The 16,557-nt window shown below is 59.9% G+C and carries 19 protein-coding genes and 1 riboswitch; of the genes, 4 read left to right on the top strand and 15 right to left on the bottom strand.

The genetic code is table 11. From position 1 onward, the window contains the following. Positions 1-48: 48 nt before the first annotated feature. Entirely contained in the window at positions 49-1,143 is a 1,095-nt protein-coding gene (locus FHW37_RS17935; RefSeq protein WP_186458297.1) for a 2'-deoxycytidine 5'-triphosphate deaminase, read from the bottom strand. 100 nt (positions 1,144-1,243) lie between these two features. Further along, positions 1,244-1,322: riboswitch (SAM riboswitch) on the top strand. Positions 1,323-1,368: 46 nt separating this feature from the next. Between FHW37_RS17935 and FHW37_RS17930 the strand changes: the two genes are divergently transcribed. Beyond that, on the top strand, positions 1,369-2,556 hold the full coding sequence (locus tag FHW37_RS17930) for an O-succinylhomoserine sulfhydrylase (protein ID WP_145638819.1): 1,188 nt from the start codon (positions 1,369-1,371) through the stop codon (positions 2,554-2,556). 156 nt (positions 2,557-2,712) lie between these two features. Then, the gene (gene apaG / locus FHW37_RS17925; RefSeq protein ID WP_145639318.1) at positions 2,713-3,105 is read left to right on the top strand and encodes a Co2+/Mg2+ efflux protein ApaG; all 393 of its coding nucleotides are present in this window, start codon (positions 2,713-2,715) and stop codon (positions 3,103-3,105) included. Positions 3,106-3,124: 19 nt separating this feature from the next. On the opposite strand, the gene FHW37_RS17920 is transcribed toward apaG, so the two are convergent. From FHW37_RS17920 to FHW37_RS17900, 5 genes are all read right to left on the bottom strand, one after another. Beyond that, a complete protein-coding gene (locus tag FHW37_RS17920) occupies positions 3,125-3,472 on the bottom strand; it encodes a type II toxin-antitoxin system HicB family antitoxin (RefSeq protein WP_145638817.1) in 348 nt (115 codons plus the stop codon). Continuing rightward, the gene (locus FHW37_RS34655; RefSeq protein ID WP_145638815.1) at positions 3,469-3,720 is read right to left on the bottom strand and encodes a type II toxin-antitoxin system HicA family toxin; all 252 of its coding nucleotides are present in this window, start codon (positions 3,718-3,720) and stop codon (positions 3,469-3,471) included. Before FHW37_RS34655 ends, FHW37_RS17920 begins: the two co-directional genes overlap by 4 nt. An 85-nt stretch (positions 3,721-3,805) precedes the next feature. Beyond that, positions 3,806-4,795 carry an Hsp33 family molecular chaperone gene (locus FHW37_RS17910; protein WP_145638813.1) on the bottom strand — a complete coding sequence of 330 codons (990 nt, stop codon included), beginning with the start codon at positions 4,793-4,795 and terminating at the stop codon, positions 3,806-3,808. A gap of 204 nt (positions 4,796-4,999) precedes the next feature. Further along, positions 5,000-5,917, bottom strand: a complete 918-nt coding sequence (gene argF, locus FHW37_RS17905; RefSeq protein ID WP_145638811.1) for an ornithine carbamoyltransferase — start codon at positions 5,915-5,917, stop codon at positions 5,000-5,002. Between the two features lie 54 nt (positions 5,918-5,971). Continuing rightward, positions 5,972-7,168 carry an aspartate aminotransferase family protein gene (locus FHW37_RS17900; RefSeq protein WP_145638809.1) on the bottom strand — a complete coding sequence of 399 codons (1,197 nt, stop codon included), beginning with the start codon at positions 7,166-7,168 and terminating at the stop codon, positions 5,972-5,974. Positions 7,169-7,589: 421 nt separating this feature from the next. On the opposite strand from FHW37_RS17900, the gene FHW37_RS17895 reads away from it, so the two are divergent. Further along, positions 7,590-8,129 (top strand): GcrA family cell cycle regulator, encoded by a 540-nt coding sequence (locus FHW37_RS17895; protein WP_145638807.1) that lies wholly within the window; start codon positions 7,590-7,592, stop codon positions 8,127-8,129. Positions 8,130-8,223: 94 nt separating this feature from the next. On the opposite strand, the gene FHW37_RS17890 is transcribed toward FHW37_RS17895, so the two are convergent. Both FHW37_RS17890 and FHW37_RS17885 read right to left on the bottom strand, forming a co-directional pair. Then, positions 8,224-8,625, bottom strand: coding sequence for a helix-turn-helix domain-containing protein (locus tag FHW37_RS17890; protein WP_145638804.1), 402 nt, complete (start codon positions 8,623-8,625; stop codon positions 8,224-8,226). A gap of 10 nt (positions 8,626-8,635) precedes the next feature. Continuing rightward, a complete protein-coding gene (locus tag FHW37_RS17885; RefSeq protein WP_145638802.1) occupies positions 8,636-8,887 on the bottom strand; it encodes a type II toxin-antitoxin system RelE family toxin in 252 nt (83 codons plus the stop codon). Positions 8,888-9,122: 235 nt separating this feature from the next. Here FHW37_RS17885 and FHW37_RS17880 point away from each other — a divergent pair, with 235 nt between their 5' ends. Further along, positions 9,123-9,554, top strand: coding sequence for a PACE efflux transporter (locus FHW37_RS17880; RefSeq protein ID WP_145638801.1), 432 nt, complete (start codon positions 9,123-9,125; stop codon positions 9,552-9,554). A gap of 63 nt (positions 9,555-9,617) precedes the next feature. Here FHW37_RS17880 and phoB read toward each other — a convergent pair whose 3' ends face one another. From phoB to phoR, 7 genes are all read right to left on the bottom strand, one after another. After that, positions 9,618-10,301, bottom strand: a complete 684-nt coding sequence (gene phoB, locus FHW37_RS17875; protein WP_145638798.1) for a phosphate regulon transcriptional regulator PhoB — start codon at positions 10,299-10,301, stop codon at positions 9,618-9,620. Positions 10,302-10,444: 143 nt separating this feature from the next. Further along, complete coding sequence (phoU, locus tag FHW37_RS17870) at positions 10,445-11,158, bottom strand: phosphate signaling complex protein PhoU (protein ID WP_145638796.1); 714 nt, start codon at positions 11,156-11,158, stop codon at positions 10,445-10,447. A gap of 58 nt (positions 11,159-11,216) precedes the next feature. After that, a complete protein-coding gene (gene pstB / locus FHW37_RS17865; RefSeq protein ID WP_145638794.1) occupies positions 11,217-12,020 on the bottom strand; it encodes a phosphate ABC transporter ATP-binding protein PstB in 804 nt (267 codons plus the stop codon). Beyond that, positions 12,020-12,859 carry a phosphate ABC transporter permease PstA gene (gene pstA, locus FHW37_RS17860; RefSeq protein ID WP_145638792.1) on the bottom strand — a complete coding sequence of 280 codons (840 nt, stop codon included), beginning with the start codon at positions 12,857-12,859 and terminating at the stop codon, positions 12,020-12,022. The genes pstB and pstA overlap by 1 nt, the downstream gene beginning before the upstream one ends. Before the next feature lie 4 nt (positions 12,860-12,863). Then, positions 12,864-13,841: a phosphate ABC transporter permease subunit PstC gene (gene pstC, locus FHW37_RS17855; RefSeq protein ID WP_145638790.1), complete on the bottom strand. Its 978-nt coding sequence runs from the start codon at positions 13,839-13,841 to the stop codon at positions 12,864-12,866. Between the two features lie 69 nt (positions 13,842-13,910). Next, positions 13,911-14,921: a phosphate ABC transporter substrate-binding protein PstS gene (gene pstS / locus FHW37_RS17850; protein WP_246690827.1), complete on the bottom strand. Its 1,011-nt coding sequence runs from the start codon at positions 14,919-14,921 to the stop codon at positions 13,911-13,913. 338 nt (positions 14,922-15,259) lie between these two features. After that, a complete protein-coding gene (gene phoR, locus FHW37_RS17845; protein WP_432442869.1) occupies positions 15,260-16,528 on the bottom strand; it encodes a phosphate regulon sensor histidine kinase PhoR in 1,269 nt (422 codons plus the stop codon). Positions 16,529-16,557: the final 29 nt, after the last annotated feature.

Genomic DNA, 16,557 nt, shown 5'->3' with positions numbered 1-16,557 from the left:
CAAGCTCGGCGGCCGGAACCCGCTGAAAGCGAGACCGGCAATTGCCGGTCAGGTGCGAAAATGCTTCGACAGTTTCAGGCCCTGCGCCTGATAGTTGGAACCGAGGCCGGTGCCGTAAAGGCCTTGCGGGTGTTCCAGCATGTGTTCGTAGACAAGGCGGCCGACGATCTGGCCGTCTTCGAGGATGAAGGGCACTTCGTGGCTGCGCACTTCGAGTACCGCACGGCTGCCGCGGCCGCCGGCCGCTTCATGGCCGAAGCCGGGATCGAAGAAACCGGCATAATGGACGCGGAATTCGCCGACCAGCGGATCAAAGGGTGTCATTTCGGCCGCATAGAGCGGCGGCACGTGGACGGCTTCGCGCGAGACAAGAATGTAGAATTCGTCCGGATCGAGGATCAGCTCGTTGCGACCGCGGCTGTAGATCGGCTCCCAGAAATCGAAGAGATCATGCTGCGCCTTCTTGTCGACATCGACGACCGCCGTGTGATGTTTGCCGCGGTAACCGATCAGGCCTTGCGTATCACCGGAAAGATCGATCGAGAGCGCGATACCGCCACCGGAAACGTTCGGCTTGGAGGCTGCCACCAGCGTTTCGGCCTCGTGCAGCGACAGAAGCTCGGGCTCGGACAGGAGCGCATTGCCGATGCGGAAGCGGATCTGCGACAGGCGCGAACCGCGGCGCACGACGATCGGGAAGGTGCGCGGCGAGATTTCCAAATAGAGCGGGCCGGAATAACCGGCCGGGATCTTGTCGAATTCCTGCGCGTGATCCGTGATGACGCGGGTAAAGATATCGAGGCGGCCGGTCGAGCTTTTCGGATTGGCCGAGGCGGACATGCCGGACGGCAGATCGAGCCGCTCCATCAGTGGCACAATATAGACGCAGCCGGTTTCCAGCACCGCCCCTTCGGAGAGATCGATGACATGCAGGCTCAAGCGGTCCAGCTTGTCGGACACGAGGCTGTTCGGGCCCGGCATGAAACTGGCGCGTACACGAAAGGCCTTTGCGCCCAGCCGAAGATCGAGGCTCGCGGGCTGTATCTGGTCGCGATCAAGCTCGCGCTCCGAGATCAGCCGTCCCTCTTCAAAAAGCGCCGCAATCGCGCGGTCCGCCAGAATTCCTGTTTCGCGAGCCATCATGTCTCTCTTATATTTTTCCCGGCATGTTTCTTCCGGCATATTTTCTGGCGACAAAACCAAATGCGCACCATTGACGCAAGCAGGTGCCAGGCGTAAGGCAGCTTTATCCCGTGGTGATTTGGCCGGTCGGCTTGCAGCCACGTTAAACAAGTGGCTAAAAAGACCGGGTTGAAAACCGGTCTGCTTTTGCGACCGGTTTTTTTGTATCACGAAGGTGGTCACGCGATGAGCAAGAATTCGAAGAACTGGCGTCCGGCAACACAGCTCGTACACGGCGGCACGCTGCGCTCGCAATATGGCGAAATGTCCGAGGCGATCTACCTGACGCAAGGGTTCGTCTACGATACGTCGGAAGCAGCAGAAGCCCGTTTCAAGGGCGAGAGCGAGGGCTTTATCTATGCCCGCTACGGCAGCCCGACCAATGACATGTTCGAAAAGCGCATGTGCGCGCTGGAAGGCGCCGAAGAGGCCCGCGCCACCGCATCCGGCATGGCCGCCATTTCGGCCGCCCTTCTCTGCCAGCTGCGTGCCGGTGATCATATCGTTGCCGCCCGCGCCCTGTTCGGTTCCTGCCGCTGGGTGGTCGAAACGCTCGCGCCGCGCTACGGCATCGAATGCACGCTGGTCGATGGCCGTGACCTCGCCAACTGGGAAAAGGCAATCCAGAAGAACACAAAAGTCTTCTTCCTCGAAAGCCCGACCAATCCGACGCTGGAAGTGGTCGATATCGCCGGCGTCGCCAAGCTTGCCAACCAGATTGGCGCCCGCGTTGTCGTCGACAACGTGTTCGCAACGCCGCTCTACCAGAAGCCGCTCGAACTCGGCGCCCATGTCGTCGTTTATTCGGCCACCAAACATATCGACGGCCAGGGTCGCAGCCTTGCCGGCGTCATTCTCTCCGACAAGGAATGGGTGACGGAGCATCTGCAGGATTATTACCGCCATACCGGCCCGGCCATGTCGCCGTTCACGGCCTGGACCCTGATCAAGGGTCTCGAAACGCTGGCGATCCGCGTCAAACAGCAGACCGAGAACGCCGCCAAGATCGCCGACTTCCTGGCCGAGCAGAAAGAGGTTGCCCGCGTCATCTATCCCGGCCGCGCCGACCATCCGCAGGCCGATATCATCAAGAAGCAGATGACGGGCGGCTCGACGCTGGTCGCTTTCGAGCTGAAGGGTGGCAAGGAAGCAGCCTTCAAGCTGCAGAATGCGCTCGATGTCGTGACGATCTCCAACAATCTCGGCGATACGCGCTCGATCATCACCCATCCGGCCACGACGACGCACAAGAACCTCACCGACGAGGCCCGTGCCGAGCTCGGAATCGCGCCGGGGATCGTCCGTCTTTCCGCCGGCATCGAGGATGCGCAGGACCTGATTGACGACTTCGCGCAGGCACTGAAGGCGATCTGAACCCTTTAAAAAGGTGAATCCGGGACGCCCGGATTCACCATATAAGTTATCCCTAACATCAAGTAATCGCTCGCTCAAAGCGCGGTTACGCCGAGTTTTCTTGACCTTTTCCCGGCCTTATACGATATCCCCATGATGAGGATGGTAGAGGCGCCAATGTACCGGGCCCGGACAAAAGATATCGAAGTTTCCGTAGAGCCGTATTACCTTGAGGAGCAGTCCGCCCCCGAGGATAGCCGCTACGTATGGGGCTATCGCATCGTGATCGAAAACCATTCGGTCCATACGGTGCGTCTGGTGCATCGCTACTGGAATATTACCGACGAAAACGGTCTGGTGGACGAAGTCGATGGTCCTGGCGTCGTCGGCGAACAGCCGCGCCTGCAACCCGGCGATACTTATGAATATTCTTCCGGCTGCCCGCTCGACACGCCGTCCGGCGTGATGTTCGGCCATTACGACATGCAGACGGAAGAAGGCGAGATGTTCAAGGTAGACATCCCCGCTTTCTCTCTGGATTCACCGGGACTGACCCGAATCCTGAACTGAATGCAAACCTGTCGGCGGTTCAAGACGCCAAGGTGTGTTGAACCGCCTGAAGCTTCTCCTCTAAGGCAGTAGATACCCATTTGTTCAGTGTTACCCCCTGCTCCGCTGCGAGCATGGCAGCCTGTCGGTGAAGCTCCGGCGCAACGCGGATGTTGAACGTCCCCTTGAAAGGCTTGTCGGGTTCTTTTCCGAGCTCGAGGCAATCTTCGAGATAGGCGTCGATCAGACCTTCGAAAATTTTCTGAGCCTCGGACGCCGCATCACATTCGCCGACAAGCAGATCCTGAATATGCAGGACGCGCACGAAAAGCTGTCCGTCCTCGAACTCGACGGCAGCCTGATATCCATTATAGCTCAAAGTCTTCATATCAGCCTCAATTCGATCAGCACGTCCCTGATCTGGCGCACCATGTAAGGCTTCACCTCGTTACCAGGGTGAGGCTCGTGAAGCCTGATGACATGGCCAGTCTTCCGATGGACAAAACGCCTTCGGCTGCCGCCGCCTGTACTCGCTTCGTCGTAACCGAGAGACACAAGCATCCTGACCAGATCCCGATAGGGAAAAGGCCCACGGCAGGTTCTGAATTCAGCAATAAGCTTTTCGTTCGCCACCATGGCTTGCCCTCAAGCCACAATATAGATCAGGCTGCAACTGAAATCCAGTTGCAGCCTGATCTGAGTTTATCAATCGAGACTTGGTTCAGGCCGCCGCGAATTCGGCCGTCTCGAAGCGGTAGGTCGTCGAGCAGAATTCGCAGGTGACGGCGATCTGGCCGTCTTCCTGGCTGGCCTCGATCTCTTCTGCGCTGAACCCCTGAAGCACGCCCTTGAGCTTGTCGCGCGAACAGCTGCAGCGATCATAGACGCCCTGCGGCTCGTAAACGCGCACGCCGCGCTCGTGGAACAGGCGATAGAGCAGCCGTTCGATCGCCACCTGCGGATCGGTCAACTCGTCCGTGTCGATCGTTTCGACAAGGCTTCTGACTTCGGTCCAGCTGTCGTCTTCGGCCTGGTCAAAATCGCGTTCGTCGCCATCGCCTCCATGCAGGTCCGGATGGCGCATCCGCTCCGGCGCTTCCGGCAGGAACTGCGCGACGAGACCACCCGCCCGCCAGTTATGGCGCGGCTTGCCGTCTTCATCACGATCGAACAGTTCGGCGACACCGAGGCGCACCCTCGTCGGGATCTGTTCCGACTGGCGAAAATAGACGCCGGCGATCTCTTCCAGCGAAGAGCCATCGAGCGGCACGATGCCCTGATAGGGCTGCATGCCACGGCCCTGATCGATGGTGAAAGCAAGGATGCCTTCGCCGAGCAATTCTGGCGGCGAGATACGACCCTCCGTCACTGCAGCCGCCAGCGCCTCTTCATCAAACCGGGCATAGGCTCGCAGGGAGTCCGGCGTCGAAAAATCCGCAACCAGCAGATCGACCGGGCCATTGCCCTTGGTCTGCATGGTGAATTTTCCCTCGAACTTGAGCGACGAACCGAGCAGCGCCGTCAGCACGATCGCTTCGGCCAGCAGCCGGGCGACCGGCGCCGGATAATCGTGACGGCCGAGGATGGCATTAAGAAGCGGGCCGAGCTGGACGGCGCGGCCGCGCACATCGAGCCCATCCACCTGGAAGGGCACGACACGGTCGTCACCGGCAAAGTCGAGATCGTTCAGTTCAACAGTTGCTTCAGCCATCATTCCACTCCTTCATGCCGCATACCCACGCCTTTTACACAAGCGCCGGCCCGAGCGGAACCGCTGGCCGGAGGATAGATGCTCGACAATCTTGTGTTGAGGCGCCGCCATCTTTCGGCAGCGCATGTTTTGAAAGCCGTCAGATGGGGGCATCCCGACGGCAATTCAAGACGTCAGTCCCGGTCGCAAAGGGCTGTCAGGCGCTCAGACGACGCCGAAGCACCATGCAAGGATGGACTTTTGCGCGTGAAGGCGGTTTTCCGCCTCGTCGAACACGACCGACTGCGGACCGTCGATGATCTCGTTGGTCACTTCCTCGCCGCGATGGGCCGGCAGGCAGTGCATGAAAAGCGCGTCCTTGTCGGCCAGCTGCATCAGCGCCTTGTTGACCTGATAGGGCTGGAAGATGTTGTGGCCGCGCGCCTTGTGTTCCTGGTTCATCGACACCCAGGTGTCGGTGACGACGAGATCGACATCGGCCACGGCGCGTTCGGCATCATGATAGAGCGCGATCTCGCCGCCATTGTTGCGGGCCCAGTTCAGGAACTTGTCATGCGGCTCGGAGCCCATGGGCACGGCCATGTTCATCTTGTAGCCGAAACGGGCGGCACCTTCGACGAAGGAATGCAGGACATTGTTGCCGTCGCCGGTCCAGGCGATGGTCTTGCCCTTTACCGGACCGCGATGTTCCTCGAAGGTCATGATATCGGCCATGATCTGGCACGGATGCGTGTCGTCGGTCAGCGCATTGATGACCGGCACGGTGGCATGTTCGGCCAGTTCCATCAGGCGCGTATGATCGGTGGTGCGGATCATGATCGCATCGACGTAACGCGAGAGGACCTTTGCCGTATCACCGATCGTTTCGGCGCGGCCCAGCTGCATTTCGGTGCCCGAGAGGAACAGCGTTTCGCCGCCGAGCTGGCGCATGCCGACATCGAAGGAGACGCGGGTACGGGTCGAGGGCTTTTCGAAGATCATCGCCAGCATCTTGCCGGCCAGAGGCTTTGCCTCGGTGCCGGCCTTGTTGGCCTGCTTTCGCACCTTGGCGTCTTCCAGGATCGTGCGCAGGTCCGTCGAGGACACTGTCGAGAGATCGAGAAAATGTTTCGGTGCTGCCATGTCCTGGTCCCTTATGACGAGGGAACCACCAATGGCTTCCCTCTAATCACCCCTTTAAGCGGATTTCTTCAATTCGGCGGCGGCCAGTTTTTCGGCCGCCTTTTCGATGCGCGAAAGGCCTTCGCGGGCTTCCTGCGCTGTAATCGTCAGCGGCGGCAGCAAACGCACGACATTGTCGCCCGCCGGCACGGCCAGCATTTTTTCATCGCGCATGGCGCCGACGAGTTCGCCGGCCAGCAGCTTGGCCTTGATGCCGAGCAGCAGGCCTTCGCCGCGGATTTCTTCGATGACATCAGGGAAACGGTCCTTGAGGCTTGCCAGGCCCTGGCGGAAGACCAGCGAAACGTCACGGACGTTTTCGAGGAAACCTTCAGCCAGCATGACATCCAGAACCGCATTGCCGACCGCCATGGCGAGCGGGTTGCCGCCATAGGTCGTGCCATGCACGCCGGCCGTCATGCCCGAGGCGGCTTCTGCCGTTGCAAGGCACGCACCGAGCGGGAAACCGCCACCGATGCCCTTGGCAAGTGCCATGATATCCGGCGCCACGCCGGTCCATTCATAGGCAAACATTTTTCCCGTACGGCCGACGCCGCACTGGACTTCGTCGAAGATCAGCAGAAGGCCGTTCTGGTCGCAGATATCGCGCAGCGCAGCCAGAAACTCCTTCGGCACGGGACGAATACCGCCCTCGCCCTGGATCGGCTCGATCAGGATCGCGGCGGTCTTTTCCGTGACGGCAGCCTTCAGGGCTTCGAGATCACCGAAAGGCACCTGATCGAAACCTTCGACCTTGGGGCCGAAACCTTCGAGATATTTCGCCTGGCCGCCGGCGGCGATCGTTGCCAGCGTGCGGCCATGGAAGGCGCCTTCGAAGGTGACGATATGGAATTTTTCCGGATGGCCCTTCACATACTGGTAGCGACGAGCAGTCTTGATGGCGCATTCCAGCGCCTCGGCACCAGAATTGGTGAAGAACACCTTGTCCGCGAAGGAATTGTCGACCAGCCGGCGCGACAGTCTTTCCTGGCCCGGAACCTCGTACAGGTTCGACGTGTGCCAGACCTTGTTCGCCTGCTCGGTCAGCGCCTCGACGAGATGCGGATGGGAATGGCCGAGCGAGTTGACGGCGATGCCGGCGCCGAAATCCAGATATCGCTCGCCGCCTTCCGTCACGAGCCATACGCCCTCGCCGCGCTCGAAGCGCAGGGGGACCCGGGCAAAGGTGTCGTAAAGGGCGGCTTCAGCCATGGCGACATCACTCCTAGAAACACTCGGCAGATCCACGCTCAAAAGTGCTGGATTGCCGGCCGAAAAATCAAAAATGCCGCCCACTGGGCGGCCGGGGGCACTATTATGGTTTAGGGCCCTAATGTCAATAAAACTTGGGCATTTACGAGTGGTTGCAAGGCTTTCGCGGGGGCGGACGGCGGCTGTGACAAATATGACTCTGCCGGGTAGCAAGTTGGGGAAAACCGAGAAATCGATTCAAGGTGATTCCGCCGACTCTTGCCACCGAGTCAGCCTCACACTAGGTTAATGTTCAATTACTAGAACGCATGCGGCGGAACTAGTCACCTAAAGCATAGATATAGTGGGTGCGGCGGATTTATTTCGCCGCAAAGGTTGACGGATTCTGCATGCCTGCAACGTTCAAAGGCGGAGAACGGGCATGAACTGGACTGACGAGCGGGTCGAAAGACTGAAGAAATTGTGGTCCGAAGGCCTTAGCGCCAGTCAGATCGCAGCGCAACTTGGAGGCGTGAGCCGCAATGCCGTGATTGGCAAGGTGCACCGCCTCGACCTGCCGGGCCGAGCGAAATCCGGCGGCACGGTGGCAACCGGACGGCCCGCTGCCAAGCGCGCGGCAGCCGCTGCTCCTCGCCCCCAGACTTTCCAGGCACGCGTCGCACCGCGTCCCGTCACCCGCAGCCTCGGCGCAACCGCCCTCCAGGAAGACATCGAAATCGATGCCGTCCAGGAGACCACGTATCGCCCGGCCTCCAACGTCGTCGTGCCGATCGCGCGCCGCCTTTCGCTGACGGACCTGACCGAGCGCACCTGCAAATGGCCGGTCGGCGATCCGCTGACGGACGATTTCCACTTCTGCGGCTGCGAATCCCAGGATTCTTCGCCCTATTGCAGCTATCACGCACGCCTCGCCTACCAGCCGGCGCATGATCGCCGCAAGGCTGCTGCCGCACGCGCCTGATCGCTGCGGACATCACGAGGACAAGATCGAAAGCCGCCAGCGCATCCGCCGGCGGCTTTTTCTTTGCCTTCCAATTTTTGAATAGCTGTCGATATCAGCCTTTCAGCCATCCCGCGGGCACATCCATTGCGGCTGCGAGACGTTCGGCTGTCGCGTCTGTCAGGCTTCGGCGGCTTTTTTCGATATCAGAAATGTGCCCCTGGGCAGTCCGGCTGGCAGTTGCCAGATCAACCTGGCTTAATCCGCGATATTTTCGGATCGCCCGCAGCCGGCTATCTCCCTTCAAGATCGCCTGTGACACCTCTAACGGCATCAACCCCGCATCACCCTGATTTTCCAACTCCGCCTTGCGAGCATCGTAAACGGCTATATCGTCGGCGTCTTCGTCATACTCCTCGACGCGTGCGGCAAGCGCGTCGAACTCTTTCTTCGACAGGACGACCATTTCCTCGCCACTCGGGGAGGTGATGATCTGTAACGTCTGAAAGCTCAGCATTTCTCTTTCCTCATGCTCGGCTATAGGTCGTCGTCTCGCGTTTACCGATATAGATCGCGAGAATGGTATTCCGGTCTTCGTCGAAGATTACGCGGTAGCGGCCGATGCGCAGGCGGTAACCATCGCGGCCCGAAAGGGCCTTCACATCGCCCTCGCCGGTCATGGCGTATTGATCAAGACCATCGCTCACCTGCCTTCGCCCATCAGCAGGAAGCCTGTCGAAATCTTTAGCGGCCGAAGCTGTAAGGACGATCGTCTTCATGCGGTATATAGATCGCACGAAATATCGCATCTCGTCCAGATATTATCGCAAAATATCGCAGCCTTAACGACATCAAGAAAGGCCGATAGTCTGCATCTAAGCGTCCATCCTCGCCAATTTGCCTACAAATTCCTCTTGATGCACAGAGATTGACCACTTATCTAAGCGGTGAGGACGACCTCCCCAAATTGGGTATGCATTCCGGGACGGCCCGGACAGACCCAAGGGGTAATTTATGCGCTCGACACGCGACCGTATTCGTCACGCCATCGGCTTTGAGCTGATCGGGCTTCTGATCATCATCCCGCTCGGCTCCCTCGCCTTTCACATACCCGCTAGCGATATCGGTATTGTCGGCATCGTCTCGGCGACGATCGCGACGATCTGGAACTATCTCTACAATCTCGGCTTCGACCGGCTGATGCGCTGGAAGACAGGCGGAACGTTGAAGACACCGATCGTCCGCGTCCTGCATGCGATCCTGTTCGAGGCCGGCCTGCTCGTCATCCTCCTGCCGTTCATGGCCTGGAAGCTCGGCATCAGCCTGACCGAAGCGCTGGTGATGGATATCGCCTTTGCGCTTTTCTATGTGGTCTATGCCTTCGTTTTCAACTGGGCTTATGATCGCCTGTTCCCGCTGCCGGAATGGCAGAACCGCACGGCTTGAGCACAAATGAAAAAGCCGGAGATCGATCCGATCTCCGGCTTTTCATAAAACCATTCCGAACAATCAGGCTTCCATCGAATAACCGGCGCCGCGGACGGTGCGGATGACGTCCTGCATGTTGGAGAAGTTGAGGGCCTTGCGCAGGCGGCCGACATGCACGTCGACGGTGCGCTCGTCGACATAGATGTCGTGCCCCCAGACGCCGTCCAGAAGCTGCGAGCGCGAAAAGACGCGGCCGGGTGAAGCCATCAGGAATTCCAGGAGACGGAATTCGGTCGGTCCGAGGCGGACTTCGCGGCTCTTGCGGTGAACGCGATGGGTCTCGCGATCGAGTTCGATATCACCGCACTTCAGAACGCTGGAGAGCACTTCCGGCTTGGCGCGGCGCAGCATGGCCTTGACGCGAGCCATCAGCTCGGGCGTCGAGAACGGCTTGACGACATAATCGTCGGCACCGGTTGCGAGGCCGCGAACCCGTTCGCTTTCCTCGCCACGCGCCGTCAGCATGATGATCGGCAGGCGTTCGGTCTCGGAGCGCATCCGCAGGCGACGGCAGAGTTCGATGCCGGAAACGCCGGGCAGCATCCAGTCGAGGATCAGGAGATCGGGCGTACGTTCCTGAAGCCGGATTTCCGCCTCGTCGCCCCGCAGGATCGTTTCGACCTCATAGCCTTCGGCTTCAAGATTGTAACGAAGGAGCACGCTCAGCGCCTCTTCGTCTTCCACCACTGCGATCTTCGGCTGCATCAGAAATCTGCTCCGTCACTCGTCCTGACCAAAGCGCATGGCGATCTCTTCGGGATCGCCTGCCGCGCTTCGGTTACTTGTTTCATGCATGCCTACCGAACCACTTTCGGCTTTCGGAAGGCATGCCGTTCTTTTGCGGCAGCTCAGTTGCCGGCAGCGCCAAGCGTGTTGGACGTGTCGTCCTTCGGACGCTCGCCTTCGGGCTGGGCACCCGTGGTCATATAATAGATGGTCTCGGCGATGTTGGTCGCGTGGTCACCGATACGCTCGATGTTCTTGGCGCAGAACAGGAGGTGCGTGCAGGTGGTGATGTTGCGCGGATCTTCCATCATGTAGGTCAGGAGTTCGCGGAACAGCGAGGTGTACATCGCGTCGATTTCCTCGTCGCGCAGGCGAATGGCTTCCGCCTTTTCGGCCGAACGGCTGGCATAGACGTCCAGCACTTCCTTGAGCTGCACGAGAGCGAGGTCGGAAAGGTGTTCCAGACCGCGGGCGAGCTTGCGCGGCACGCCGGTGCCCTGCACGGCGATGACACGCTTGGCGGTGTTCTTGCCAAGGTCGCCAACGCGCTCGAGGTCAGCTGCGATACGCAGCGTGCCGACGATTTCGCGCAGGTCGGCTGCGACAGGCTGGCGGCGGGCAATGGTGATGATCGCCTTGTCCTGGATCTCGCGCTCGCCATTGTCGAGGATGACGTCGTCGGAAATGACCTTCTGGGCCAGCGTCGAGTCGGAATTGACGAGCGCCTTGACGGCATCGCCACACATCTGCTCGGCAAGGCCGCCCATTTCGGAAATGCGGCGCGTCAGGTATTGCAGTTCTTCATCATAGGCGGACAGCATATGGGTCTGGGCCATCTTCGTTCCTTCCAGGTGCTTACGTCACCGCGTTCTTAATGAGGGGATGATAGACCGATCAGCCGAAGCGACCGGTCACGTAGTCCTGCGTGCGCTTTTCGCGCGGCGAGGTGAAGATCTTTGCCGTTTCGTCGAACTCGACCAGTTCACCGAGATACATGAAGGCGGTCTGGCGCGAGACGCGGGCAGCCTGCTGCATGTTGTGGGTAACGATGACGATCGTGTATTCGGCGCGCAGTTCGTCGATCAGTTCCTCGATCTTGGCGGTCGAGAGCGGGTCGAGAGCCGATGCCGGTTCGTCGAGCAGGATGATCTCCGGCTTGACGGCGACGGTGCGGGCGATGCAGAGGCGCTGCTGCTGACCACCGGAAAGGCTGGTGCCACCGGAATGCAGCTTGTCCTTAACTTCGTTCCAGAGGGCGGCGCGGCGCAGAGCGGCTTCAACGCGCTCGTCCATCTCGCTCTTGGAAACCTGTTCATAAAGGCGAACGCCGAAAGCGATGTTTTCGTAGATCGACATCGGGAACGGCGTCGGCTTCTGGAACACCATGCCGACCTTGGTGCGCAGCAGGTTCAGGTCCTGGTCGCGGTCGAGAATGTTCTTGCCGTCAACCAGAACTTCACCGTCAGCGCGCTGCTTCGGGTAGAGTTCATAGATGCGGTTCAGCACGCGCAGCAGGGTGGACTTGCCACAGCCCGACGGACCGATGAAGGCGGTAACGCTGCGCTCCGGGAGCGAAAGCGAGATGTTCTTCAGGGCCTTGGATTCACCGTAGTAGAAGTTGAGATTCTTGATCTCGATCTTCGCCCGGTCAGAAACGTTCTGCGGAGCAACTTTTTCCAGGGTAACCATAGTGGTCATTATCCTTCTTTACGTCCGGTGAGGCTGCGGGCGATGATGCTGAGCGACAGAACCGTGAGGGTGATGATGAGCGCACCCGTCCAGGCAAGCTGCTGCCATTCCTGGTAGGGGCTGAGTGCGAACTGGAAGATCGTGACCGGCAGGCTGGCGATCGGCGCGTTGAGATTGCTGCTCCAGAACTGGTTGTTCAGCGCGGTGAACAGGAGCGGAGCAGTCTCACCCGAGATACGGGCAACGGCGAGCAGGATGCCTGTGACGATACCCGAAAGGGCGGCGCGATAACCGACCGAGCGAATGACGATCCAGCGCGGTGCGCCGATTGCGGTGCCGGCTTCGCGCAGTGCGTTCGGAACCAGATTGAGCATGTCTTCCGTGGTGCGGACGACAACCGGGATGACCAGCATGGCGAGCGCCACGGAGCCGGCAATACCCGAGAAGTGACCCATCGGACGGACAATCAATTCGTAGATGAACAGACCGATGATGATCGACGGCGCCGACAGGAGAATGTCGTTGATGAAGCGCACGATCGTCGTCAGTTTGCTGAAGCGTCCGTATTCGGCCATGTAGGTGCCGGCCAGAATGCCGATCGGCGTGCCGATGACGACGGCGATGATCGTGACGACCACGCTACCGTAGATCGCGTTCAGGAGACCGCCTGCCGAGCCCGGAGGCGGCGTCATTTCCGTGAAGACCGCGAGGGAAAGGCCAGCGGCGCCCTTGTAGAGCAGTGCGCCGAGGATCAGTGCCAGCCATGCCAGGCCGATGCCGGCAGCGGCGACACAGAGACCCATCATGATCCCGTTGGTGGCCTTGCGGCGGGAATAGATCGTCGTCATGGGATCAAGCTCCTGCCTGGCGACCCATCCGGAGCAGCATGTAGCGGGCGGCTGCGAGGATGAGGAAGGTGATGAAGAAGAGGATGAGACCGAGCGACATCAGCGAGGAGACGTAGACATCCGCATCCGCCTCGGTGAATTCGTTGGCGATGGTGGCGGAAATCGTCGTACCCGGCGCAATGATCGAGGCGGTGAGACGATGGGAGTTACCGATCACGAAGGTAACGGCCATGGTTTCGCCGAGGGCACGGCCAAGAGCCAGCATGACGCCACCCATGATACCGACGCGGGTATGCGGGATAACGATGCGGCGAACGACTTCCCAGGTGGTGCAGCCGATGCCGTAGGCGGATTCCTTCAGGACGCCCGGGACAGTGTCGAACACGTCCTTGGTGATCGAGGCGATGAACGGCAGGATCATGATCGCCAGGATGAGCGACGAGGTCAGGATGCCGATGCCGTAGGGCGGGCCGGCGAACACGGCGTTCAGCACCGGAACATTGGCGAAGACATCGATGAGGAAGGGCTGAAGCGTTCTCTGCAGGAACGGAGCGAAGACGAACAGGCCCCAGATACCGTAGATGATCGACGGAATACCGGCCAGAAGTTCGACCGCGATGGCGATCGGACGGCGCAGCGGACGCGGGCAGAGTTCGGTCAGGAACACGGCGATGCCGATACCGACCGGAACGGCGATCAGGATGGCGATGCCCGAGGTGATGAGCGTACCATAGATCGGCGCGAGCGCACCAAAGGTCTCGGTGACCGGGCTCCAGCGCGCCGTCGTCAGGAAGGCAAAACCGAATTTATCGAGAGCGGCCCAGGAACCGCTGACCAGCGACACGAAAACGCCGCCGAGAATGACAAGGACCAGGATTGCGGCCAGACGGCAGGCCCAGTGGAAGATCGTATCGGTCAGCGCAAAGTGCCGAACCACTTTTTCGCGCCGGCTGTCGACGCGCTCCGCGATTGCCAAGGTCATGCTCCAGTCCTTGAGATTTGGCCGGTTGAGGTGAGAAGGGGCGCGTCAGACGCGCCCCTTGCAAGGACATTACTTGGTAGCGACGTCCTTAGCCCACATGGCTTCGACGCTCTTGACGACCGATTCCGGCATGGCGACGTAATCGAGTTCGTCAGCCATCTTGCCACCGTTCTTGTAGGCCCAGCCGAAGAACTTCAGGGCTTCAGCGGTAGCAGCCTTGTCTTCCGGCTTCTTGTAAACCAGGATCCAGGTTGCCGAGGTCATCGGCCAGGTTTCAGCGCCCGGCTGGTTGGCGAGAATGACGCCGTAGCCCGGCTGCGAGTTCCAGTCAGCGTTGGAAGCAGCAGCAGCGAAGGTCTTGGCCGACGGCTCAACCTTCTTGCCATCCTTGTTGATCATGTCAGCAAAGATCATCTTGTTCTGCTTGGCATAGGCGTATTCGACGTAACCGATCGAACCGGCAGCCTGCGTGACGTTGGCAGCAACACCTTCGTTGCCCTTGGCGCCAATGCCGACCGGCCATTCGAGAGCCTGAGCAACGCCAACCTTTTCCTTCCACTCAGCCGAAACGTCGCCGAGGAAGTAGGAGAAGTTGAAGGTGGTGCCCGAGCCGTCCGAACGGTGAACAACGGCGATTGCCTGCGACGGCAGCTTCGATTCTGGGTTCAGCTTCTTGATGGCAGCGTCGTCCCACTTGGTGATCTTGCCCTGGAAGATGTCCGCAAGGGTCTTGCCGTCCAGAACCAGTTCGCCCGGCTTGATGCCTTCGAGGTTTACGACCGGAACGATACCGCCCATAACCATCGGGAACTGAGCAAGGCCGGTTTCGTCGAGATCCGAGCCCTTCAGGGGAGCGTCAGAAGCGCCGAAGGTAACCGTCTTTGCCTTGATCTGCTTGATGCCGCCGCCGGAACCGATCGACTGATAGTTCAGGCCGATGTTGGTTTCCTTCTTGTAGGCGTCGGCCCACTTTGCATAGATCGGGAACGGGAAGGTAGCGCCGGCGCCGGAGATGTCAGCAGCCTGGGCGGTGACCGTCGTAAAGGTAGCGGCCGCGGCGATTGCGAAAGCAAAAGCCATCGGGCGGGTAAACTGGTTCATTGAGGTTCTCCTCTTCGGATAACGAAATCGACGCCATGCGCCGATCAGAGCGCCCTAACAGGGCCGGATAACAGTTCGATGACGCGCGCCAGACCGCGAGGAAAAGCGGCAGAACTTGTCGTTCCGCATGCCCATCCTTCAGCCATGACGCTCTTAAGACGCGGGTGCCAGTGTGGTATTCCCAGCCTTCGCCCGATTGTCTTAGCCGCCGTTGCCCGCATCTTTTATGTCACTTCGATGAAACATTTGTGACATGTTAAGTCATTGAAATTTAATATTTATTCATACGCACAGCTGTGCAATGCCGATTTTTTATGTCAGAACCTGACGGTGAACTCCGTCCCCTTCTCAAGTTCCGACTTCACGATCAGCCTGGCCCGGTGGCGGGTGAGGATATGCTTGACGATCGCAAGCCCAAGACCAGTGCCCTTTTTGGAGCGGCTATCGGCGACGCTGACACGGTAGAAACGCTCGGTCAGGCGCGGCACATGCTCGGCCGGAATGCCCGGGCCGCGATCGACGACGCTGACTTCGACCGACTGCGACGGATCATTCTTCAGGTGGACATCAACGAGCTTGCCCTCCTGTCCGTATTTGCAGGCATTTTCGATCAGGTTCTCGAAGACCTGCACCAGCTCGTCACGATCCCCCAGAACCTCGACCTTGTCGGCATCCGGCAGATGCATGCGGATCTCGACGCCGAGATCTTCCGCAAGCGGCAGAAGTGAGTCCCGGACATGGCCAAGCAGCGGCTTCAGGTCCACGGCCTGGTCTGGCGCGATATGCGACTTCAGTTCCAGCCGCGACAGGGAGAGAAGGTCGTCGACCAGGCGGCTCATGCGCGTCGTCTGATCGAGCATGATGCCGAGGAACCGCTCCTGCGCCTTCGGATCGTTTCGGGCCGGCCCCAGGATGGTTTCGATGAAGCCGCGCAGCGACGCGAGCGGCGTTCTCAGCTCATGGCTGGCATTGGCGACGAAATCCGAACGCATGCGGTCGATGCTGCGCAGTTCGGATACGTCCTTGAAGGAGAGGATGTAGAGGTTTGTCTCGACCGGGCCGAAATCAGACAGATCGACCGGCGATACGCGCAGGATGAAGACCCGCTCGGACGGCAGGCGCTCCGAATGTTCGATCTGGTTCGGCTGGCCGGTCGCGATCGTCTCGCGGACCATATCGAGAATGCCGGGCGAGCGAAGACGGGCGGAAAGATGCGCGCCCAGCGGCATCGGCCCTAGCACGCGCTCTGCCGCCTTGTTCTGGTAAAGCACGACGGCATCCTCGCCGAGCACATAGACCGGTGTTTCGAGAGCCGAAAGCGTTGCGCCGATCAGGGGAAGCGGATCGAAGACCGGCTGCTCGATTTCAACCGGCTCCACGATCTCGACCGGAACCTCCATCGGCGTGCGGGAGACGGCGACGATGACCAGAAGCAGCCAGCCGACCGCGACACCCGGCCATTGCAGGCCGGCGACCAGCGCCACCACAGCCAGAAGCGTGAGGAGAATGAGAAGCACTCGTTCATGGCGGATGCGCGCGCCGAGAACCGTCCAGATCCGTATCAATGCCTGCTGCAGCGTTTCCAATGGCCCGCCTCTTCCCCGTAAATCTGCGC

Source organism: Neorhizobium alkalisoli, from assembly GCF_007829835.1.
Classification (GTDB): Bacteria; Pseudomonadota; Alphaproteobacteria; order Rhizobiales; family Rhizobiaceae; genus Neorhizobium.
This window is presented reverse-complemented; position numbering and strand designations above follow the sequence as displayed.